Genomic DNA, 19026 nt, shown 5'->3' with positions numbered 1-19026 from the left:
CCACTATATTTGTCGCAACATTCAAAATTCCGGAAAACATGTTTGAATTTTCACAGTACTTAGGCTTCTTACTTTTCTTAACCATCCTTACTATGGGGTTTTGGTTAATGTTTTTCTTAGTTGGTTTCATTTCCTATTGGGTAGGTGGAGCATCTTGGGAAGCATACAAAGAGAAAAAAGCAAAACAGAAGCAAGAAGAATTAGGATAATCTAATTATCTCTATAAAAAAAGGACTCCAAAAGAGTCCTTTTTTTTGTGCTTGTCTTTTTTTGTTGGATAAAAAAAGACTCGTTTGCACGAGTCTCTCTTTTTAACCTTGGAATTCCATTTCGCCTTCGTTCATGTTTTTCTTAGGTTTTTCTCTTTCGTTTTTTGTTTTATTGAAACGATAAGTAAAGGAAAGCGTAAACTGTCTTTCTCTCCATTGCATTTCTGAGTATGAACTGACAATTTCTGGTAAATAGGTTTCTGAAATCATTTTTCTTGAATTGAAAACATCACTTATGTTGAATGCAACAGTTCCTTTGTCCTTTAAAACGTCTTTGCTGAACGCTAAATTCATTCCAAACACGCCTAATCTCTTTCCTTGTGCGTTGGCTTGTGGTCCGTTATAGGACATGTTGGTTTGCCAATCAATTTTTGCAGGTAAGGTAATTTTTGAGGTCAATCGTGTGGACCAAGAAGTAGCATCATTATCAAAATTCTGAACTACGTTGTTTCCGTTGAAGTCGGTATAAGAAAAATCACCTCTTGTTTGTACCGAAAAGAAGTTAAAATTACTATTTAGCTTCCACCATTTGTAAGGAGAATAGTTTAACGTAAACTCAAATCCTGCACGGTATTCTTCTCCTATGTTAATTGGAGAGCTAATAATTAATGGAACACCATTTACAAACTTTCCTGATTCTCTTCGGGTAAATTGAAAGACATCTGAAGTTTTATTCACGTAAAGGGAAGTGTTAAGCGTAATTTTGTCCCATCTTTTGATGTAGCCCCAATCAATAGCATCTGTAAAGGAGGGATCTAAATCTGGATTTCCAACAAAAATATTGATGTTACTTGAAAGATTACTAAAAGGATTCAACATTCTTCCTCTAGGCCTTTGAATTCTTCTGCTATAGCTTAGAGAAGTACTGCTCTTGTCTGATAATTCATAAGTAAAAAAGGCACTTGGAAAAAAGTTGTTGTATTTTTTCGTATTGAAATCATTAGTCGCTAGTTGATTGATATCAATATTGGAATCTTCAAAACGTAAACCAAAAAGCATTGAAAGCTTCTTTGCTTTGATGCCGTATTGAGAATATAGGGCGTTGATTTTTTCTTTGTATTCTAAGGTATTAGTAAAATTAGGATTTACAACTCCGCCTGTTTCTACTCGATAATCTGTAGTTAAATTGGTAAAATCTCCACGATAACCTGCTTCAAACTGTTGTCCTTTTCCTAAAGGCAATACATAATCAACCACAAATAAATTCCTTTTTTGATTTTGATTATTGATCGTGTTGTCTAACCCTAAATTAGTATTACCTGAATTAGTATCTGTTATTACTGCCGTGTTTTTGTCATCATTACTAGAGATCGATACATCAAAACTCAATTTATGTCCTTCTTTTTTGAAATTTTTGATGAAATTTGAAGCAAATTCTAAGTTTTCACTATCACTTTTTTCTTTGTTTATTCGATTGCGGGTATAATCATAAACAAAGTTGGCATCGTAATAATTTTGAAATACATTATCAGTGTTGTCTCCATTGCTCTTTCTGTAGTTGATGCTATTGCTCCAGGAAGTAGATTTGTCGATAAACCATTCTATTCCTGCCGTTCCATTGTAAGCATTGCTAAATCGGTCGTTTTCACGATTTTCATAGACATAATTTTTGGCTGAACCATCCTTATTCAGGTATTTTGAATTATTTAAGGCATTTCCAGGATTATTTCGGTTACTGTAACCTTGAGTAGTAAACAAGTTAAACTTTTCTGTTTTGTAATTCAAAGTTCCGCTCAAACCGTGATTGTCTGGATAACCGGTATTGGCAATAACTGTTCCGTTAAAGCCTTGGTTTTTTCCTTTCTTTAAAATGATGTTCAATAAACCACCACCACCTTCAGCATCGTATCTAGCAGAAGGATTGGTTACAACCTCTACTTTTTCAATGGCGTCCGCAGGAATTAATCGTAATGCTTCGGTAATATTAATAGCGTTTGAAGGTCTACCATCAATAAGGATTCTTACATTGTCATTTCCTCTTAAACTTACATTTCCTTCAGCATCAACGGCAACTGATGGGATGTTGTCTAAAACATCGCTTACCGTTCCACCTTTAACCATTAAATCAGAACCTACGTTGTATACTTTTTTATCTAATTTAATTTCTACCGTTGTTTTTTCTGCTCGAACGACCACTTCATTCAATTGTGCGGCATCTTCAGTAAGTCCGATAACGCCTAACGAAAGGTTCTCTGTTATGTTCTTTTCTTTAATGGTAGTTGATTTGAAAGAGATGAATTCAACAATGATATCGTATGTTCCTGAGCTTACATCTATGGTAAACTCACCTTTATTATTAGTTACTCCACCTGCAATCATTTTCGGATTGGCGGTGTTTTTAAGTGTAATAGTGGCATACTCTAGTGGTTGTTTGGAAATTTTTTCAATTACTTTTCCGGTAACTTTTAGTTTGGCTTTGCCTGGTTGTGCGTAGCCTAATAAGCCAAAGCAAAGTAAGAATAGGGTAATGGTAACAGTAAGTTTTTTCATTGTTTAATTTTTGTTTACCCCCTTTAGACTTAAAAAGTAAGAATAGGTTTCATTGCGAAATGATAAAAAAATGTTAAAAAAAATATACTCTTATTTAAGAAAGTCAATTACTTTGTTTTCCTCACGGGCAATAATTGCTTTTTCATCAGTAATTAAAATAGGTCTCTCGATTAGTATGGGATGATTAACCATGATAGTAATAAGCTCTTCGTTAGTAAAATTTTGTCCCTTATACTTTTCAATCCAAATTTTTTCCTTCTGACGAATTAGTTCGATGGGTGACAAATTTAATTTTTGGAGTATGATTTTTAATGCTTCTGCTGTTGGTGGAGTGGTTAAATAAGAAACAATCTCGAATTCTTTTCCTGTAGATTCAAGTAGTGCAAGACAGTTTCTAGATTTGCCGCAGCGATTGTTGTGAAAAATTTGTAACATGTTTTAGTTTTTTTTTAATTAGATTCTTCTATTTCCTCCTCTGTTTTCGCTTCTGTTTTTTGATGGGTTTTCTCCTCTTGTGTTACTATTATTGGAATCAGTCCTTCTGTTTTCTATGATCTGTGGTGCTCTTTCCTCTGTTCTTTCAGGGGTGTATGTTCTCGAATTAGAATCGTTTGAATAATTTGAATTTCTACTTGGAGCTGCACTGGAATTAGTACTACTGTTTCTATTTGTTCTATTGTTATCATAATAGTTTCTGGTTGCTTCTACACTTACTGGAGTGTCTGCTCGAGAGGAATTTTCTCTGTAATCATTGCGGCTTGTTGAAGAAATATTTAAACGATTATCGGTATATCTTCTGGAAGCTTCAACACTTGTTATGGTATTATTTCTGTTATTCCTTGTTTCGTAACGATTTATGTTTCTGTTGTCACTGTCAGCGTTTCTGCTATCATTTCTTCGATCTAATTCATAACGATTAACTACTTCACTATTTCTTCTTGAAAACGAATAATTTGGATAATTTTTTTCATAAGCATTGTGACGTCTTGAGGCATAAATTTCAGATGCTCTGTTGCTATTTCTGTACGAAACATAGTGATAGGAATTGTGTATATTGATACAGTTATTGATGTTGTATCTGTAGCGATACACTGGAAATGGATTCCATGCATAGTAATAAGAAGGATAATAATTCCAATTCCAACGGGAGTAGTATGGACGATAATTTCCTATCCAAAAAGAAGCATAAATAGCAGGGGTTCGGTAATAAACAGGTTCGTAGATGTAATTTGGACCGTACATAAACACATCGCCCACTACTTGAACGCTTATATTATTGTAGCGATCTCTTTCTACATCAATTGTTGCTACGTCTTGAAATAAATCTCTCCCGAGTACAGCCTGAATCACAATAACATGCGTTCTGTTTTCTACAGATTCAATCACGCGTAAATAGTCTACTTGGTTGTCATAATTCAAATCTAAGTTAGAAAGTTGGCGTCTGGGATCATTTAATCTTCGCTCAAAATCTTGTAAGTTCGAAGCTTCTCCAAAAACAGAAGCCACTGCTTTCAAGTCTAAATTATCACTAATTTCTCCATTCTTTGCATAAATGGTGGTTCTATTTTGAGCATTTGAATTGCCAGTTACTAGTGTAGTAAAGAGTGCAAATAAAAGTAATTTTGTTTTCATGGCAGTTAGTTTTTAAGTTCTGAAACCAATAATCCAATTACTGTGCCAAGAAATGTTTTAATAATCTAACGATGTTTAAATATAATTGTATTTTAGCTTGAATAAAATACATCAAAATGCTTAATAAAATTACAATTATCTTGTTCTTTAGTGTGTTATGGGGCTACCTCGGTAATGCTCAGAAAAGTGCAAAAATAGATTCTTTTTTTCAAAAAATTGAAATTGATACCTTATTTGAAGATAAAATTAGTATCCGTTCCTTGACTATTGATAAAGACAAAATTTGGTTTGCAGCCGACCAAAATCGATATGGTTTTTATGATGTAAAAAAAAGAGAAAAGGTTATTCATAAATTGTCAAAGGACAGCTTGAAGTTTGAATGTAGAAGCAGTGCGATTACGCCTAACCATTTTTTTGCTTTGACCATTGCTAGTCCAGCTTTGTTGTTTAGGGTTGATAAAAAAAACCTGAATACAGAGTTGGTCTATCAGAATGCAAACGAGAATGTTTTTTTTGATAGTTTACAGTTTTGGAACGCTAAAGAAGGAATAGCCTTGGGCGACCCGATTGATAATTATTTTAGTATTATAATCACTAGAGACAGCGGAAAAACTTGGCAACCCATAGCCAATAGTGTTTTTTATAAAAACTATGAAGGAGAAGGTGCTTTTGCTGCAAGTAATACCAATATTGTGATTCAAGGAACGCATACTTGGGTTGTTTCTGGGGGAAAAAAAGCTAGAATTTTTCATTCTGCTGATAAAGGAAAATCATGGACTGTTACAGAAACTCCAATTATTCAAGGGCAACAAATGACTGGAATTTTTAGTGCTGCCTTTTATGATCAATCGATTGGTTGTATTGCTGGAGGAAATTACGAATTGCCTAATCAAAATTTTGGCAATAAAGCTATTACCAAAGATGGCGGGAAAACCTGGCAATTAGTAGCCGAAAATAGTGGTCCCGGTTACATTTCCTGTGTGCAATTTGTTCCCAATAGCAAAGGAAATGGTTTGGTAACCGTTGGTGCTACAGGGATTCATTATTCATCCGATGGAGGTGCAACTTGGAAGTTAATCAGTTCAGATGTGTCTTTGTATACCTTGCGTTTTATAGATGATGCCACCGCCATTGCCGCGGGCAAAAATAAAATGATTCGCCTCTCTTTAAAAAAATAAAGCCTTATAAATTCCATAGAAATGTATAAGGCTTACAACTAAATTCAAATTATTTTTTAGTTTCTATTGCGGTATTGTTGAAGTAATTTTCTATCGAAATCTACTTCTGATTTTCTAAGTTTTAGAATTTTTGTTGGAGGTAATATATTTCTTAATGCGGAATTGAACTTTTTTCTAATGGAGTATAGCTCTTCATCCGTACTTTCCATTTGATTTAAAAAAGCCAGAGCTTCTTTGTCACTCATATTGTCTAAAGAGCCTTCGTTTAGTTTCTTGGCATACGTTTTCATTTTTTGATGTCTTAATTCAAATTGTTTGTCATCATAGGTATTGTAAACGGGCCAAAATTTTGCTGCTTCATCAGAAGTTAAGTTGAGTTCGCTAGTTAAAAAGGCTACTTTCATAGCTTTTATTTGGTCTTTCTTTTCTTTTAATCGTTCATTTTGACCATAGATCGTTACTGATAGCAGTAAAAATAAATACGGAAAAAGTCTTTTAATTGTCATGAGTGTTTTGTTTTGTTGTGACGATGGTATTATTCTAAAATAAGTTGTTCTACATTACCTCCTTTGAGTAAATGTTCTTCAATTACCGTTTTGTCGGCTGATGATGTTTCGTTTAGAGAAACTAAATCATCGGCTTCGAGTTCACTTATCAAATCATATTGCGTAATATTGGGTTGATAGGCTAAGTAGTTCTCCATACTAGTACTGTCAGGTTCCTGAGTGGTTGTAAAAAAACTATTGTAAATAGGTAAACTCAACGCTAGAACTAGAACAGCTGCAACGGCAAAAAGTATTTTTTTTCTTTTTTGATATAATGAAATTACTCTAGGTTCTTCTTTGGGGAGTTCCTGAAGAAGCTTTGCTGAAAAATTTTCAAAATAGTTTTCAGGTACACTAAAACCAGTACGTATTTTGGGTTCGTTATCTAACTTAAATTCTTTCATAATGTGTTTAGACTATTACTGTGTCAAAAGGTTTAATTTTCGGTTACAAAGGCTTCAATTTTTTTTGTAGCATGATGATACGAGGCCTTTAATCCTCCTACTGAAGTTCCTAAAATTTCTGAAATTTCCTCATATTTTAAGTCTTCAAAATATTTCATTTTAAAAATAAGTTGCTGTTTTTCTGGTAAAAGCGCTATGGCTTTATACAATTTCAACTGGATTTCATCCCCTTCAAAATAAGTGTCTGCTTGAAGGTTTTCAATTGTCTTTTCTTGTAATTCTTGCGAAGAAAGATTATTTTTTTTCGCTTTTTGACTCAAAAAAGTTAAGGCCTCATTAGTAGCTATGCGATACATCCATGAAAAAAGTTTGCTATCTCCTTTAAAATCTTTTAAATAACGAAAAACTTTAATAAATGTGTTTTGCAAAACATCGTCAGCATCGTCATGATTCAAAACAATGTTTCGAATATGATGATACAATGGCCTTTGATATTCCTTCAATAATAATTCGAACGCTTTATTTTGCGTTTTCGGATCTAGTAATTGCTGGATAAATGCTTGTTCTTCTTGCAAGTTTTACACTTTTTTAGGGTTAGAATAGCATTTTGTAAAAAGGTTTAATCCGAATGCTTTTTATTAGAATTCTGCTGGAATTTCCTCTTCAATTGGTGTTGTAACGGGTTTTTTCTTAGGAGTTATGGGACGAATGGTTGGAACAGGAATCACTTTAGGTTGTACGGGGCTGTAAATGTAAGTTATCCATTTAGAAGGTTGTCTTGTTTCATTTCTTCCTATGGTATACACTTCAAGGTGAGAAAATTTAGTATCTCTAGGAATTATTTTAGTGTTAAAATAAGTATTCGTTTGGTCTAATGCTTTTTGAAGGTGGGTGTAATCTCCTTTAAGAATTGTTTTGACGGCTGGAAATGAATCGAGTTTACCTGCCTTAAATCCGCTTTCAGAGGTTGGTACAATTTCATTTTTTATAGGAATGCAGAATGAAAGTTTCGCTGTTTCTTTTTTGGCATCATAAAAATGATAAATAATAAAGGGCTTACCGTAGATTTCAATACCATTTTCAGTACAATAATCTGTTATTTTGGAAAACACAATCTTACTGTTTTTATTGATGTTGGTTACTTTACTGCTAAAGGTTTGACTCAAGTATGGAGTGGCTGTTTTATTGACTTCACCTGCCACTTTTACGGAGTAAGTATTCATTTCATAATCCAAAATTTTGTCTAGATTTTTTAGATTTTTTTCATAGATCGAACCTAAATTTCGTTCTACACCTCCTTGTAAAGCAGCCCACATTTTTAATTCAAAGCTCAAGTTTCCTTTGGTTTTCCAAGTTACTTTGGTACCGCCAACAGTATCTTTGAAATGCCAAAATACCTCGGATTCTGTTCCGTTATTGTTTAGTTTTTGAGCAATACTTTCGTTGATTTTTGTATGTAAAGTTTGAATATCTCCAGTACCTTCGGCTCCTGTCCAAGAACACGAAGCGCCATTGCCAGAAGTAATTGTTGGATAACTCATCGTTAAGTTACCATTCTCAATCATCCAACTATTAAAATCAGGCCAGTTTTGATAATCGTTCACGTAATTGAAAACGGCTGCTTTTGGGGAATTAATGACTTTACTTCGTTCTAATTGAAATTCGCCCTTTTGAGTAGCTACAAAAATAGTACTAGCCACTATACTTAATAGGAATAAAAGAAAAAGGTATTTTAGGATTTGCATGAGAATTCGTGTATAAACTTTCGTAAAGTTAGAAATTTTATTCAAAAAGTAAGGCTACTTCTTAGAATTGAAGCCTACTTTATGATAATAAGTTTAGCAATCTTGAAAGACGAGTAGTTTTAATGCTTAAGATAAATTTTAATTAAGAATAAAAGCCCAATAAAAAGAAGGAATCCTAATAGAATCTTATAATTTCCCTTGTAAAAAACACGATGCAAATTGGCATCTTTTCGGTAAGCAATTATCATTGCAAATATGAAGGCGATGGCAAAACATGCGCCAAAAATGAGTTGACCTTGACTAAACATAGTGGTAATTTTTTTTACAAATTTAAGTAATTGATTAGGAATTATTGCTAATTTGCTCTTTCAATTAACTTATTGGAATTATGCAAAAACAAATCAAGTCAGTAAAGGAGTTTCATACTGCTTTTGCCATTGGTCATAAAGAAGCACCCCACGCTAATCTTGGGGAAGCAAAACATTTACTTCGTTTTAATCTGATGAAAGAAGAAAATGAAGAATATCTAGAAGCAGCTAATAATAATGATATTGTTGAAATTGCTGATGCTTTGGGGGATATGATGTATATTTTATGCGGAACGATTATTGAACATGGATTGCAAGATCATATTGAAGCTGTTTTTGATGAAATACAAAGAAGCAACATGAGTAAGTTGGGAGAGGACGGAAAACCAATTTATCGTGAAGATGGTAAAGTCATGAAAGGCCCCAATTATTTCAAACCTGATTTTTCTAAAATCCTAAAGGTAGTAGGGGATGCAAAATAACATAAAAGGCGATTTTCATTGTGAAAATCGCCTTTTGAAATTTATATAAACACTAATTAGATTTTTACAGTCCAACCAAATGGATCCGCTTCTAATTTGTGTTGCATGTTTGTTAATTTGCTTTTTAGTTGTTCTGCGTAAGAATTCTCAATTTTAGGCAATTCGAAATAATCTTCTTTATATGAATAGCCAACAATTGGATTTACCACTGCAGCAGTTCCTGCACCAAAAATTTCTTTTAAAGTTCCATTTTTAGAAGCCTCTACTAATTCGCTTACCAAAACTGGTCGCACTTCTACATTAATGCCTTCTTTTATGGCTAATTCGATCAAACTTTTTCTAGTAATTCCATCCAAAATTCTCTCACTTACAGGTGCGGTCAACAAAGTATCGTTGATTCTGAAGAATACGTTCATAGTTCCAGCTTCTTCCAGTTTTGTATGAGTGGCGTCATCTGTCCAAATCACTTGTTGAAAGCCTTCTTTGTTGGCTAAATTTGTTGGATAAAATTGCGCAGCGTAGTTACCCGCCGCTTTTGCAGCTCCAATTCCTCCATTGGCGGCTCTACTGTAATGTTCTGCAATTAATACTTTTACTTCGCCAGAATAGTATGCTTTTGCTGGAGAAAGTATAATCATAAATTTATATTCGCTAGATGGATTGGCTACTACGCCTTCTCCAGTTGCAATCATAAAAGGACGGATGTACATCGTATTTCCTAAACCTTTCTTTACCCATGCTTCGTCGATTTTCAAAAGTTCGTTAAGTCCATTCATAAAAACTTCTTCCGGAACTTCAGGCATTGCCATTCTTACGGCCGATGCGTTAAATCTTTTGTAATTTTCATCGGGTCTAAAAAGCCATAAATCGTTATTGTCGTCTTTATATGCTTTCATTCCTTCAAAAATTGCTTGTCCGTAATGAAAAACTTTGGCCGATGGGTCCAATAAAAAAGGTTGGTAAGGTTTAATGACCGGTTGTTGCCAAGCACCATTTTTAAAATCGCACTCAAATAAATGATCCGTAAAAACGGCTCCAAAACTTAAATTATCAAAATCTACTTCGTTTATCTTAGAAGTAGCGGCCTTTGTGATGTCAATTGTGGTGGTTTGAGAAATACTCATGATTATTTATTAATAGTTTAGATTCAATAATCAAAATCAATAAAAAATTGAATTTTCTGATTTGATTTTATTTTTTTACAAAATTAAATAAAAAAGCCTAAAAACGATGCGAAAATTGTAGGATATATTTCGTTTGACTGAGATTTATGTATTTTCTAAAAATCAGAATTATTTACTGTGATTTTATATGAAATATCTAATAAATACTTGCGTTTTTGTCCGTTAAAGAACCTAACTATTGATAAATTTTGTGTAAAATAAAATTATAAATTCACAAATACACCTGAATTTGTTTTCAAATTGGCAATCATACTATCTTTACACCGTGGAATACATATCGAAACAAACGAAAATATAGTTCAAAAACAATCTTTATTAAAATGAAAAGAAGAATTATTCAAACTTCAGATGGCTCTACCACAATTCAAATTGAAGATTGGGACGAATGTTATCATTCAAAACACGGAGCTATTCAGGAAGCAAAACATGTTTTTATTAAAAACGGATTGGCTTTGTTTCCCAATCAGAAGGTTTCTATTCTAGAAATTGGTTTTGGAACAGGCCTTAATGCTTTTATTACTTTTTTGGAGGCTAAAAAGCAAAATCAAAGTATAAATTATGTTGGAGTAGAGGCGTATCCAATCTCTGTTTCCGAATTAAAGGGGATGAATTACGTAGAAGAATTGGGAGCTTTGGAATATGAAGCTGTTTTTGAAAAAATACATCATAAGGAATGGGAACAGCCCAATTGGTTAACTGCAGATTTTTGTTTAACAAAAAGACAACAATTTTTTGAAGCTATTGATGATGTTGAACAGTATGATTTGATTTATTTTGATGCCTTTGGTTATAGAGTTCAACCTGAATTATGGAGTACCGCAATTTTTCAAAAAATGTTTACCGCACTCAAAAACAAGGGTGTTTTAGTGACTTATGCCGCAAGAGGTGTGGTCAAAAGAAGCATGATTGAAGTTGGTTTTAAAGTTGAAAAATTAGCTGGGCCACCCGGGAAAAGGGAAATGTTTCGTGCAACCAAGCTCATCCCTTGAAAATGCAACAAAAACGTTTTTTTTTGATAGAAAAATCCGAACAAAAAAAGAATAAATCTGAGTTAATTATGTAAAAGCTAAAAATAAAAGATTAAATTTACAGCAAGATAACCCCAAAAATCTTATTGAATTATGTCAAAAATAATGTTTGATTATACTAAATCAGTGTTGGAAAGAGTAAGTTTTGATCCCGTTCTTTTTTGTAAAGAATTAGAAAAAGCCATACGAACTTTGTTACCGTATGAATTAGAACAACTAAAAGAATGGTTGTGCGATTTTACCTATGAAAAACCAGAATTAAAACAATGTCTAGTTATAGTAAATAGATAAAAAAAAGGAACCAACTTGGTTCCTTTTTTTAGGTTTATTTTTTCTGGATTGGACTTATTATTTCTACATTCTGAAAAACGATAGCCCCTTTTATAACTCCAGCAATTGTGCTTCGAAGGGCATCTATTATTTGGATTTTTAGTTCATTTTTTGGATAAATTAAACTAATTTCTCTTGCGGGTTTTGGTTCAATAAAATGTCTTAGTTTTAGTTTATCGCTTTCTTTTAAATCCAAGGTATGAAGGTAAGGGAGTAAAGTAGTTCCAAGACCTTCATCTGCTAGTTTAATTAATGTTTCGAAGCTTCCGCTTTCTATAGTGAAATGATTTACTTCACTTGAATTACTGTTTTTACACAAATTCAAAATACCATCTCTAAAGCAGTGTCCATCTTGTAGTAAAAGAATTTCGTCTAAATTCAAATCACTAACTTCTATTTCTTTTTTCGAAAAATGTTGATGCCCTTCTGGAATATAGGCCACGAAAGGTTCATAATACAAAGGGATTTCTTTTATTTTTTCTTCCAAAAGAGGTGTCGCTGCAATCGCTGCGTCCAAATGACCATTGTTTAGCTTGGAAATAATATCTGCCGTGTTGAGCTCTTCAATAATTAAACGTATTTTGGGATACTTTTTGATGAAATTTTTCAAAAACATCGGCAATAAAGTGGGCATTATCGTTGGAATGATTCCCAAGCGGAATTCTCCCCCGATAAATCCTTTTTGTTGTTCTACGATATCTTGAATACGATCGGCTTCGTTTACTATATTTTTAGCTTGTGTAACTATTTTCTGACCAATATCAGTAAGTTGAATGGGTTTTTTAGTTCGATCAAATATTTGAATGTTTAATTCTTCTTCTATTTTTTGAATTTGCATACTCAATGTGGGTTGAGTTACAAAGCATTTTTCGGCGGCAAGGGTGAAATTTTTATGTTCTGCAACAGCAAGAACATATTTAAGTTGTGTGATTGTCATTGATAGTAATATTTGATGTAAATATAAAAACAATCAATTTAATTGATACGGCTTTCGTCTTAAATTATGGCTAAATTTGCAGCATAATTAAAAATGAGAGATTATGAAACTAAATACTATTGGTTTACCAGTACAAGAGACAGAAAAAATTGTTGTGGAGTTGAATGTTTTGTTGTCTAATTTTCAAGTGTATTACCAAAGTTTAAGAGGAATGCATTGGAATATTAGAGGAAAACGTTTTTTTGACTTGCACCTTAAATTTGAAGAGTTGTATAATGATTCTCAGCTGAAGATTGATTTGATCGCAGAACGTGTACTTACACTAGGTGGGACACCATTGCATACTTTTGAAGATTATATTAAGCACAACCAGCTAGAAGTAGGTAAAGATATTTCAAATGATGAAAAGGCAATTCAACTAATAGTTGATTCTTTGGCTAGTTTACTTATGATCGAAAGAAAGATTTTAGAAAATGCTTCAGCTATTAATGATGAAGGAACGAATTCGATGATGAGTGATTTTATTGTAGAACAAGAAAAAACAATTTGGATGATGCAGGCTTGGTTGGCTTAGTTTTTCTAAATGGTAGTCAAAAAAAAAAACAGAAGTTTGTGCTTCTGTTTTTTTTTTTTTTTTGACTAAAATTAATCTTCTTCTAGATTCTCATTAAAGGAAGAAGGTAATAAGGTTGGTATAAATTTAATTAGAATAGGAAGTAATAAACTGCCGCCAGGTAATAAAAATATAGTAAGCGAAGGTATTGTTTTGCAGATGTCTAAAATTTGTTTTCTGATTTTTTTCTTCTCTTTTTCATCAAGGTCACGATGCGTTGAATGGGCTAAGAGTACCATTAACTCTTTACTTTCCATAATTTCTTTAACCAATCTGTTTTTGTTTCGAGTAACCAAAGTTACTACACTTTCAGTAGTTTGATCGTAAAAGTGCTTAACAGGATTGGAATAATTAAAATAAGGAATTTCACTTTTATATTTTGTAATGAAATCATTGGTATGATGAATTGATGTCATGACAAATGCATCGGATTCATTGAGAATGTTTCCTAAAGTATGTAAAAAATAGGCTTCTTCTTTTTCTATCACGCCATCACTCCAAAGCGCCATGCCCGCAATATCGATTAAGTATTTTTTTTCTAAATCAAGAGTAAAATAGTCGAGTTCTAAGGATTCTAATGACAAAGATGCGTTTTTAGAAAATTTGGTATAACGAATCGAAGCTTCAAAAAGTTTGATAAGTAAATCGTCATACTGCGTTTTGTTGCTTTTTATCTTTAGAGCCAATGCTACAATATTGACAACGGTTTCTTCAATACGTTTCAAGTATTTTTCTGGGATTTCTCCGTGTTTCAAATATTGACAAAAAGCCAAAACATCTATAAACAAAAGTGCATTTGTAACTAAATGCGAAAAGTTTTTATTAATGATGCCATCGTTGGTTTGTACTCTTTCGTCAATATATTTTTCCAAAGTCAAAGATCGACTGTTTTTAGGAAGTATTTTTTTGAATAGATTGAAACCTTGAGGATTCATTTGGTTATAGAAGGCTAAGGCTTTGGTAATAAACAGATCGGGTGTTTTATCGGATTCTGTCAAGCAAAAAGCACCATAGAGTGTATTAAGTAAAGCAACTTTTGAGATTTCTTCCTTAAACCATCTTTTGGAATCAATGGGATTTATGGTGTTGAATGAAAGGATATGACCATAAATAAAGCCCGTGTCTCTTGTTTTTAGATAAAAAGAAGTACTGTTTTCTAATGAAACTTCTTTAGAAAAACCTTGTTCTATAAAAAATTTGTCTATCCAACCAGATGCAGATGGGTTAATCATTGTAATGTTTTGAAGTTGCAAAGCTATGTTTTTTTACAACGACAATGGTTAGTAAAAGTTAAACTTTAGATTAAAATTAATAGGAACCTCTCGACTTGCAATTTTGTTCACAAAGAAGAATGATTTCTTTGATTCTTTTGTCTCTAGTTTCAATTCTTTTGGCTTGGTTTAGCCAGTATAAGTAATTTTTTCGATAGGAAGGGCTAAACGATTGATAATTGCTCCATGCTTTTGGATTAACATCAAACGCAAGTTGCAAATCTTCTGGAATACTATGGTTTTCTACATCGTCTAGAGCGTTCCAAGAGCCATTTTGTTTCGCAATTTCAATTTTCCTAAGACCGCTTTCATGCATTGCATTTTCTTGAATTAGTTTTTCGATGTAAGATTTATTTAGTTTGCTCCAAACACTTTTGTCTTTTCTCGGAGTAAAAAGCTGTCTGCGTTGATGTTCATCCATTCTCTTTACGGTCGAATCTATCCATCCATAGCAAATGGCTACTTGTACTGCTTCTTCCCAACGCATGCTTTCGAAATTGCTGCTAACTTTGTAAAACAGCAGATAAATGCCTTTAGACGAATGGTGGTTTTGGTGAAGCCATGACCGCCATTCGTCAGCATTTTTAAAATATAAATGTTCTTTTTCTTCCAAATGGTTTAAGGTTAAGAAATAAAGAGCGATTCGGCTGTGTCCCAGTTTACAACATTCCAAAAAGAAGCAATATAATCAGCTCGTCTGTTTTGATTTTTTAAGTAATAGGCATGTTCCCATACGTCTAGTGCCAATACAGGTTTTCCTTTAGCAACAATCGTAGGTAAATTCATTAATGGATTATCTTGATTTGGGGTAGAAGTAATGGTTAGTTTTCCGTTGCTAACCACTAACCATGCCCATCCTGAACCAAACCGTTTTGCGGCAGCATCGGCAAATTGTTTTTTGAAAGCATCAAACGAGCCAAAAGTAGTGATTATAGCTTCTCCTAGTTTTCCTTTTGGTTCTCCACCACCATTAGGCTTCATTAAATTCCAAAACAAACTATGGTTGTAATGACCTCCACCATTATTGCGAATAGCTTCAGGGAACAGATTCATATTTTCGAAAATTGAGCTAAGGCTTTTGGCTTTATCCACAATCGATTTATCTAAAGTCTCAATGGCTTTGTTGAGATTGGTTACATAAGCTTGATGGTGTTTTGAATAATGGATTTCCATGGTCAGTTTGTCGATATGAGGTTCCAAAGCATCGTAGGAGTAAGGTAATTTGGGTAAAGTGTAAGCCGCTTCTTGCGTGTTTAGCAAATCATCATGAAAAACAGATGAGATTGAAGCATTTGTATTTGCTGCTAAACTCGAGTTGATAATTGAAGTTCCCATGAAAATTCCTGTTGAAAGAAGTGCCGATTTTTTAATAAAATCTCTTCTACTGCTGTTGTTTTCCATTTTCTTTGAATTAATTGATTAAAGTGTGTTCTTGGTGTTATTTTGATTTTTCTCCTACAAAATTATGATTGGGAGATTTAAAAAGAATATTAAATGTGGTTAATGTACCGTATATTCGAGTTAGGTATTGTTGCAATTCGATTTTTTCTAGCTCTTCAATTTTACTAGCGTTGATTTTTTGTTCCATTACTCTTAAGCGGTCTCTCACCATTATTATTTTATGAAAAAAGGTATCGATTGGTATTTCTTTCGAGGCCAATCCCGCTTGTCCTGGCTCAAGGATAATTTTTCCGCCTTTCCATTTATCAGCCATCGGAACAATTTCTGATACATCAGACCATTTTTGTAGCAATTGTTTTAGTGTGGTTTCTACTTCATAAAAACTTATGGTATCAACTTCATTTTCTGCTGCTTCAATGATTTCAAAGGTACTATCTAATGCAATGGTTTCTAATCCCGTTTCGATAAAGGTAACCCAATAGTCGGTAGATGTTACATTGGTTATTACTCCTTTACCTAGTTGCGCATGTTGTATTCGTGATCCAATTCCTAATATTTTCATGACTGTTTCGTGTTTGTTTTCTTAAATTAGTATTAAATTTTTCTCAAAAAAAAGCTGAATTCATTTTTTTGGTATGGTTTTCGTAAATTTACAATCAAGCTAAAGAAAATAGGATATGAAATCGCCATTACTTACTGATTTGTTGTCATAAATGGCAATAAATAAAAGTCGACCTGAGCGAAGCATACCATATTTTACTGATAACAAATAAATTTTACAAATATGAAAAAAATGAATTTACTAGTCGTATTTATTGTGCTGACTTTAACCGCTTGCAATGCAACCAAAAATACAACAAATTCTTCAAATTCTCTACAAGGAGACTGGGTTTTGACTTATATCAGTGGACCAAGAATTGCTTTTGAAGGACTTTATCCCAATGAAAAACCTACCATCAAATTTGATGTAGCGTCCAAAAAAGTGTTTGGTAAAAATAGCTGTAATAACTATTCAGGTATGCTTAATATAGATGGCAATAAGATAAGTTTCAAGGAAAGTAAAATGGCAGTTACTATGATGGCATGTCCAGGAAATGGCGAAAGTGTTTATATGGATATGCTTGAAAAAGTGGATAGTTATGCTGTTTCAGAAGATGGAAAAGAATTGATAATGACAGGTAACGGTGTTCGATTATTGCGATTTGAGAAAAAATAAATTTATACACAAAGATGAAGAAGATATGTAAAGGTTTTGTGGTTTTGATTGTATTGGTTACTACAAGTCTCTCTTTTGCTCAGCAACCAACAAAGAAAGAGCTAAAAGAGGCTCGAAAAATGGAACAGCAGAAAAAAGTTGAAACGCTTGTAGCAGGTGAGAAATTCATTTTTGAGGCCAACAGAGCTTTTCCAATGGGGTACAGAAGTATAGATTTGACTACGAATCCGAATTCTATTTCTTTTACACCTGATGTAATTAAAAGTGACATGCCTTTTTTTGGTAGAGCAACAGGGAGTATTTCTTATGGAGGAGGAGAAGGTGGTTTAAAGTTTCAGGGGGCTCCTGAGGAATTTTCTATTACAAAAGAGAAAAAAAAATATTTACTCAAAGCAAAGGTTAAAGATAAAAATGACAGCTATACGATACAATTGACAATCTTCTTTGATGGCGGAGCTTCATTGGTTATTAATAGCAATAATAGAGCTAGTATATCTTATAATGGTTCAATTTCAAAGTTTAAAGAATAGTTGGATAGAGGTGCTCAAAAAATGTTTTTGTAGGCTATGTTTCTTATTTTAAAACACATCCTGATTTTAGAAATCTAACTTTTGTAGTTGTTATATTGTTGGTTTCTTTTTTAAATAGAAAGAACTAGTAACTACAAAAAAAAGCAAAATTGATTTGGTTTTATGTAGGTGAACTACATTTTTGTGATAAAAAGCTCAATATTTTTGATTAAATGTTGAGCTTTTTTTTTGGTTTAGATTTAGTTTTCTAAAATCAAATCATAACCATACAAATGTTCGTCTCTGATAAAGCCCATTTTGTGATACAATTTTTGAGCGGTAAAATTGTTTTTAGCGGTTCGAAGACGAATAATTGGAGAGCCAATGTCGTGTGCTAATTTTTTGGTTTCTTCAATTAATTTGCTTCCTATACCTGCTTTTCTAGTATTTGGGTTGACAAATAAATCGTTCAGAATTACAATTTTTTTGAGTAATAAAGAGGAAAAAGTGATGTAATTTAAAGCAAATCCGATAGCCTTGTTTTGTTCGTCAAAAGCCAGGAATACTTCTGCTTCATGGTTTTCAAGTCTTTCTTTTAGAAAAGCTTTGTGATTTTCAATATTAGAAGGTTTTTTGTAAAAAACTAAATATTGATCAAATAAAACGGTTAATGCATCAAGGTCATGTAAAGTAGCTTTTCGTATCATAACGGTTTATTTTTGAGGTTTAGAAATAAAAATACGCTTTTATTTTTATTTCAACAAAAATTTAGCAAAACTTCAAAAAACAAGAGAGATATTGTTTGAAATATCTCTCTTATTGTTTAATATAAAAACAGTTAGAACTTTAATTGATAAACTTCATCTAAGTCGCTATTTGAACTGATGTTTACTTGTAAGTCAGTTACAAATCCTGAGTTTAAACCATAGACCCATCCGTGTAATGATAAACTTTGTCCATTTTTCCAAGCCGATTGCACGATGGAGGTTTTGGCAAGATCGAAAACTTGTTCTTTTACGTTCAATTCTACAAAGGTGTTAAAGCGTTTGTTTTCGTCTTGAATGGAGTCAAGATATTCGTTATGTAAGCGATATACATTTTTGATATGACGAATCCAATTGTCAATAATTCCGATGGAGCTATTGCCCATGGCAGCTTTTACTCCTCCGCAACCGTAATGTCCACAAACCAATACGTGTTTGACTTTTAAAACATTTACGGCATAATCTAACACACTAAGCATATTCATGTCGGTATGGACTACCATGTTCGCAATGTTTCTGTGTACAAAAACTTCTCCTGGTTTTGCGCCAATGATTTCGTTGGCAGGAACACGACTATCGGAACAACCAATCCATAATAATGGTGGGGTTTGCCCTTTGGCTAAATCTTGAAAAAAATTAGGGTCTTTTGCAAGGGATTGTTCTACCCACTCCTTGTTGTTATCTAGTATTTTTTTATAAAAATCACTCATTTTTTAATTG

The 19026-nt window shown here is 33.0% G+C and carries 23 protein-coding genes; 8 read left to right on the top strand and 15 right to left on the bottom strand.

Annotated elements, in window-relative coordinates:
• Positions 1–38 precede the first annotated feature (38 nt).
• Positions 39–209, top strand: a complete 171-nt coding sequence (locus FLB_RS14360; RefSeq protein WP_197488940.1) for a hypothetical protein — start codon at positions 39–41, stop codon at positions 207–209.
• A gap of 102 nt (positions 210–311) precedes the next feature.
• Here the strand turns inward: FLB_RS14360 and FLB_RS05810 are convergent, their stop codons facing one another.
• The 3 genes from FLB_RS05810 to FLB_RS05800 form a co-directional block, all read right to left on the bottom strand.
• Complete coding sequence (locus tag FLB_RS05810) at positions 312–2759, bottom strand: outer membrane beta-barrel family protein (RefSeq protein WP_064715020.1); 2448 nt, start codon at positions 2757–2759, stop codon at positions 312–314.
• Positions 2760–2849: 90 nt separating this feature from the next.
• Entirely contained in the window at positions 2850–3194 is a 345-nt protein-coding gene (arsC, locus tag FLB_RS05805; protein WP_064715019.1) for an arsenate reductase (glutaredoxin), read from the bottom strand.
• A gap of 18 nt (positions 3195–3212) precedes the next feature.
• Positions 3213–4391: a hypothetical protein gene (locus FLB_RS05800; RefSeq protein ID WP_064715018.1), complete on the bottom strand. Its 1179-nt coding sequence runs from the start codon at positions 4389–4391 to the stop codon at positions 3213–3215.
• A gap of 116 nt (positions 4392–4507) precedes the next feature.
• Here FLB_RS05800 and FLB_RS05795 point away from each other — a divergent pair, with 116 nt between their 5' ends.
• Entirely contained in the window at positions 4508–5569 is a 1062-nt protein-coding gene (locus FLB_RS05795; RefSeq protein ID WP_064715017.1) for a sialidase family protein, read from the top strand.
• A gap of 56 nt (positions 5570–5625) precedes the next feature.
• Here the strand turns inward: FLB_RS05795 and FLB_RS05790 are convergent, their stop codons facing one another.
• From FLB_RS05790 to FLB_RS05775, 4 genes are all read right to left on the bottom strand, one after another.
• On the bottom strand, positions 5626–6075 hold the full coding sequence (locus tag FLB_RS05790) for a hypothetical protein (protein ID WP_064715016.1): 450 nt from the start codon (positions 6073–6075) through the stop codon (positions 5626–5628).
• A 29-nt stretch (positions 6076–6104) separates the two neighbouring features.
• Positions 6105–6518 (bottom strand): hypothetical protein, encoded by a 414-nt coding sequence (locus tag FLB_RS05785; protein WP_064715015.1) that lies wholly within the window; start codon positions 6516–6518, stop codon positions 6105–6107.
• A 32-nt stretch (positions 6519–6550) separates the two neighbouring features.
• Positions 6551–7093 carry an RNA polymerase sigma factor gene (locus tag FLB_RS05780; protein ID WP_064715014.1) on the bottom strand — a complete coding sequence of 181 codons (543 nt, stop codon included), beginning with the start codon at positions 7091–7093 and terminating at the stop codon, positions 6551–6553.
• Between the two features lie 63 nt (positions 7094–7156).
• Entirely contained in the window at positions 7157–8263 is a 1107-nt protein-coding gene (locus FLB_RS05775; RefSeq protein WP_064715013.1) for an SRPBCC family protein, read from the bottom strand.
• Between the two features lie 388 nt (positions 8264–8651).
• Between FLB_RS05775 and FLB_RS05765 the strand changes: the two genes are divergently transcribed.
• The gene (locus FLB_RS05765; protein ID WP_064715011.1) at positions 8652–9053 is read left to right on the top strand and encodes a nucleoside triphosphate pyrophosphohydrolase family protein; all 402 of its coding nucleotides are present in this window, start codon (positions 8652–8654) and stop codon (positions 9051–9053) included.
• Between the two features lie 56 nt (positions 9054–9109).
• Here the strand turns inward: FLB_RS05765 and FLB_RS05760 are convergent, their stop codons facing one another.
• Entirely contained in the window at positions 9110–10177 is a 1068-nt protein-coding gene (locus FLB_RS05760; protein ID WP_064715010.1) for a branched-chain amino acid aminotransferase, read from the bottom strand.
• 380 nt (positions 10178–10557) lie between these two features.
• Here FLB_RS05760 and mnmD point away from each other — a divergent pair, with 380 nt between their 5' ends.
• Entirely contained in the window at positions 10558–11226 is a 669-nt protein-coding gene (gene mnmD / locus FLB_RS05755) for a tRNA (5-methylaminomethyl-2-thiouridine)(34)-methyltransferase MnmD (RefSeq protein ID WP_064715009.1), read from the top strand.
• A gap of 132 nt (positions 11227–11358) precedes the next feature.
• Positions 11359–11556, top strand: coding sequence for a hypothetical protein (locus tag FLB_RS05750; protein ID WP_064715008.1), 198 nt, complete (start codon positions 11359–11361; stop codon positions 11554–11556).
• Positions 11557–11590: 34 nt separating this feature from the next.
• On the opposite strand, the gene FLB_RS05745 is transcribed toward FLB_RS05750, so the two are convergent.
• Positions 11591–12532, bottom strand: coding sequence for a LysR substrate-binding domain-containing protein (locus FLB_RS05745; protein WP_064715007.1), 942 nt, complete (start codon positions 12530–12532; stop codon positions 11591–11593).
• A gap of 103 nt (positions 12533–12635) precedes the next feature.
• On the opposite strand from FLB_RS05745, the gene FLB_RS05740 reads away from it, so the two are divergent.
• Positions 12636–13106, top strand: coding sequence for a Dps family protein (locus tag FLB_RS05740; RefSeq protein ID WP_064715006.1), 471 nt, complete (start codon positions 12636–12638; stop codon positions 13104–13106).
• 71 nt (positions 13107–13177) lie between these two features.
• On the opposite strand, the gene FLB_RS05735 is transcribed toward FLB_RS05740, so the two are convergent.
• The 4 genes from FLB_RS05735 to FLB_RS05720 form a co-directional block, all read right to left on the bottom strand.
• Complete coding sequence (locus FLB_RS05735) at positions 13178–14377, bottom strand: LETM1-related biofilm-associated protein (protein WP_064715005.1); 1200 nt, start codon at positions 14375–14377, stop codon at positions 13178–13180.
• A gap of 76 nt (positions 14378–14453) precedes the next feature.
• The gene (locus FLB_RS05730) at positions 14454–15029 is read right to left on the bottom strand and encodes a YdeI/OmpD-associated family protein (RefSeq protein ID WP_064715004.1); all 576 of its coding nucleotides are present in this window, start codon (positions 15027–15029) and stop codon (positions 14454–14456) included.
• 11 nt (positions 15030–15040) lie between these two features.
• The gene (locus tag FLB_RS05725; protein ID WP_064715274.1) at positions 15041–15676 is read right to left on the bottom strand and encodes a superoxide dismutase; all 636 of its coding nucleotides are present in this window, start codon (positions 15674–15676) and stop codon (positions 15041–15043) included.
• 178 nt (positions 15677–15854) lie between these two features.
• Positions 15855–16379, bottom strand: a complete 525-nt coding sequence (locus FLB_RS05720; RefSeq protein ID WP_064715003.1) for a hypothetical protein — start codon at positions 16377–16379, stop codon at positions 15855–15857.
• Between the two features lie 222 nt (positions 16380–16601).
• On the opposite strand from FLB_RS05720, the gene FLB_RS05715 reads away from it, so the two are divergent.
• Together FLB_RS05715 and FLB_RS05710 are read left to right on the top strand one after the other, a co-directional pair.
• Positions 16602–17033, top strand: coding sequence for an META domain-containing protein (locus FLB_RS05715; RefSeq protein WP_064715002.1), 432 nt, complete (start codon positions 16602–16604; stop codon positions 17031–17033).
• 14 nt (positions 17034–17047) lie between these two features.
• On the top strand, positions 17048–17563 hold the full coding sequence (locus tag FLB_RS05710) for a DUF4251 domain-containing protein (protein WP_064715001.1): 516 nt from the start codon (positions 17048–17050) through the stop codon (positions 17561–17563).
• A 239-nt stretch (positions 17564–17802) separates the two neighbouring features.
• Here the strand turns inward: FLB_RS05710 and FLB_RS05705 are convergent, their stop codons facing one another.
• On the bottom strand, positions 17803–18249 hold the full coding sequence (locus FLB_RS05705; RefSeq protein WP_064715000.1) for a GNAT family N-acetyltransferase: 447 nt from the start codon (positions 18247–18249) through the stop codon (positions 17803–17805).
• Between the two features lie 131 nt (positions 18250–18380).
• The gene (gene can, locus FLB_RS05700; RefSeq protein WP_064714999.1) at positions 18381–19016 is read right to left on the bottom strand and encodes a carbonate dehydratase; all 636 of its coding nucleotides are present in this window, start codon (positions 19014–19016) and stop codon (positions 18381–18383) included.
• Positions 19017–19026: the final 10 nt, after the last annotated feature.

The organism is Flavobacterium succinicans (assembly GCF_001662485.1).
In the GTDB taxonomy this organism is placed as follows: domain Bacteria; phylum Bacteroidota; class Bacteroidia; order Flavobacteriales; family Flavobacteriaceae; genus Flavobacterium; species Flavobacterium succinicans_A.
This window is presented reverse-complemented; position numbering and strand designations above follow the sequence as displayed.

Coding starts and splice junctions, on each gene's coding strand:
- FLB_RS05720 (WP_064715003.1), bottom strand. CDS start 16,379: ATGAAAATATTAGGAATTGGATCACGAATACAACATGCGCAACTAGGT.
- can (WP_064714999.1), bottom strand. CDS start 19,016: ATGAGTGATTTTTATAAAAAAATACTAGATAACAACAAGGAGTGGGTA.
- mnmD (WP_064715009.1), top strand. CDS start 10,558: ATGAAAAGAAGAATTATTCAAACTTCAGATGGCTCTACCACAATTCAA.
- FLB_RS05740 (WP_064715006.1), top strand. CDS start 12,636: ATGAAACTAAATACTATTGGTTTACCAGTACAAGAGACAGAAAAAATT.
- FLB_RS05705 (WP_064715000.1), bottom strand. CDS start 18,249: ATGATACGAAAAGCTACTTTACATGACCTTGATGCATTAACCGTTTTA.
- FLB_RS05760 (WP_064715010.1), bottom strand. CDS start 10,177: ATGAGTATTTCTCAAACCACCACAATTGACATCACAAAGGCCGCTACT.
- FLB_RS05765 (WP_064715011.1), top strand. CDS start 8,652: ATGCAAAAACAAATCAAGTCAGTAAAGGAGTTTCATACTGCTTTTGCC.
- FLB_RS05775 (WP_064715013.1), bottom strand. CDS start 8,263: ATGCAAATCCTAAAATACCTTTTTCTTTTATTCCTATTAAGTATAGTG.
- arsC (WP_064715019.1), bottom strand. CDS start 3,194: ATGTTACAAATTTTTCACAACAATCGCTGCGGCAAATCTAGAAACTGT.
- FLB_RS05790 (WP_064715016.1), bottom strand. CDS start 6,075: ATGACAATTAAAAGACTTTTTCCGTATTTATTTTTACTGCTATCAGTA.
- FLB_RS05735 (WP_064715005.1), bottom strand. CDS start 14,377: ATGATTAACCCATCTGCATCTGGTTGGATAGACAAATTTTTTATAGAA.
- FLB_RS05810 (WP_064715020.1), bottom strand. CDS start 2,759: ATGAAAAAACTTACTGTTACCATTACCCTATTCTTACTTTGCTTTGGC.
- FLB_RS05795 (WP_064715017.1), top strand. CDS start 4,508: ATGCTTAATAAAATTACAATTATCTTGTTCTTTAGTGTGTTATGGGGC.
- FLB_RS05715 (WP_064715002.1), top strand. CDS start 16,602: ATGAAAAAAATGAATTTACTAGTCGTATTTATTGTGCTGACTTTAACC.
- FLB_RS14360 (WP_197488940.1), top strand. CDS start 39: ATGTTTGAATTTTCACAGTACTTAGGCTTCTTACTTTTCTTAACCATC.
- FLB_RS05710 (WP_064715001.1), top strand. CDS start 17,048: ATGAAGAAGATATGTAAAGGTTTTGTGGTTTTGATTGTATTGGTTACT.
- FLB_RS05785 (WP_064715015.1), bottom strand. CDS start 6,518: ATGAAAGAATTTAAGTTAGATAACGAACCCAAAATACGTACTGGTTTT.
- FLB_RS05800 (WP_064715018.1), bottom strand. CDS start 4,391: ATGAAAACAAAATTACTTTTATTTGCACTCTTTACTACACTAGTAACT.
- FLB_RS05745 (WP_064715007.1), bottom strand. CDS start 12,532: ATGACAATCACACAACTTAAATATGTTCTTGCTGTTGCAGAACATAAA.
- FLB_RS05750 (WP_064715008.1), top strand. CDS start 11,359: ATGTCAAAAATAATGTTTGATTATACTAAATCAGTGTTGGAAAGAGTA.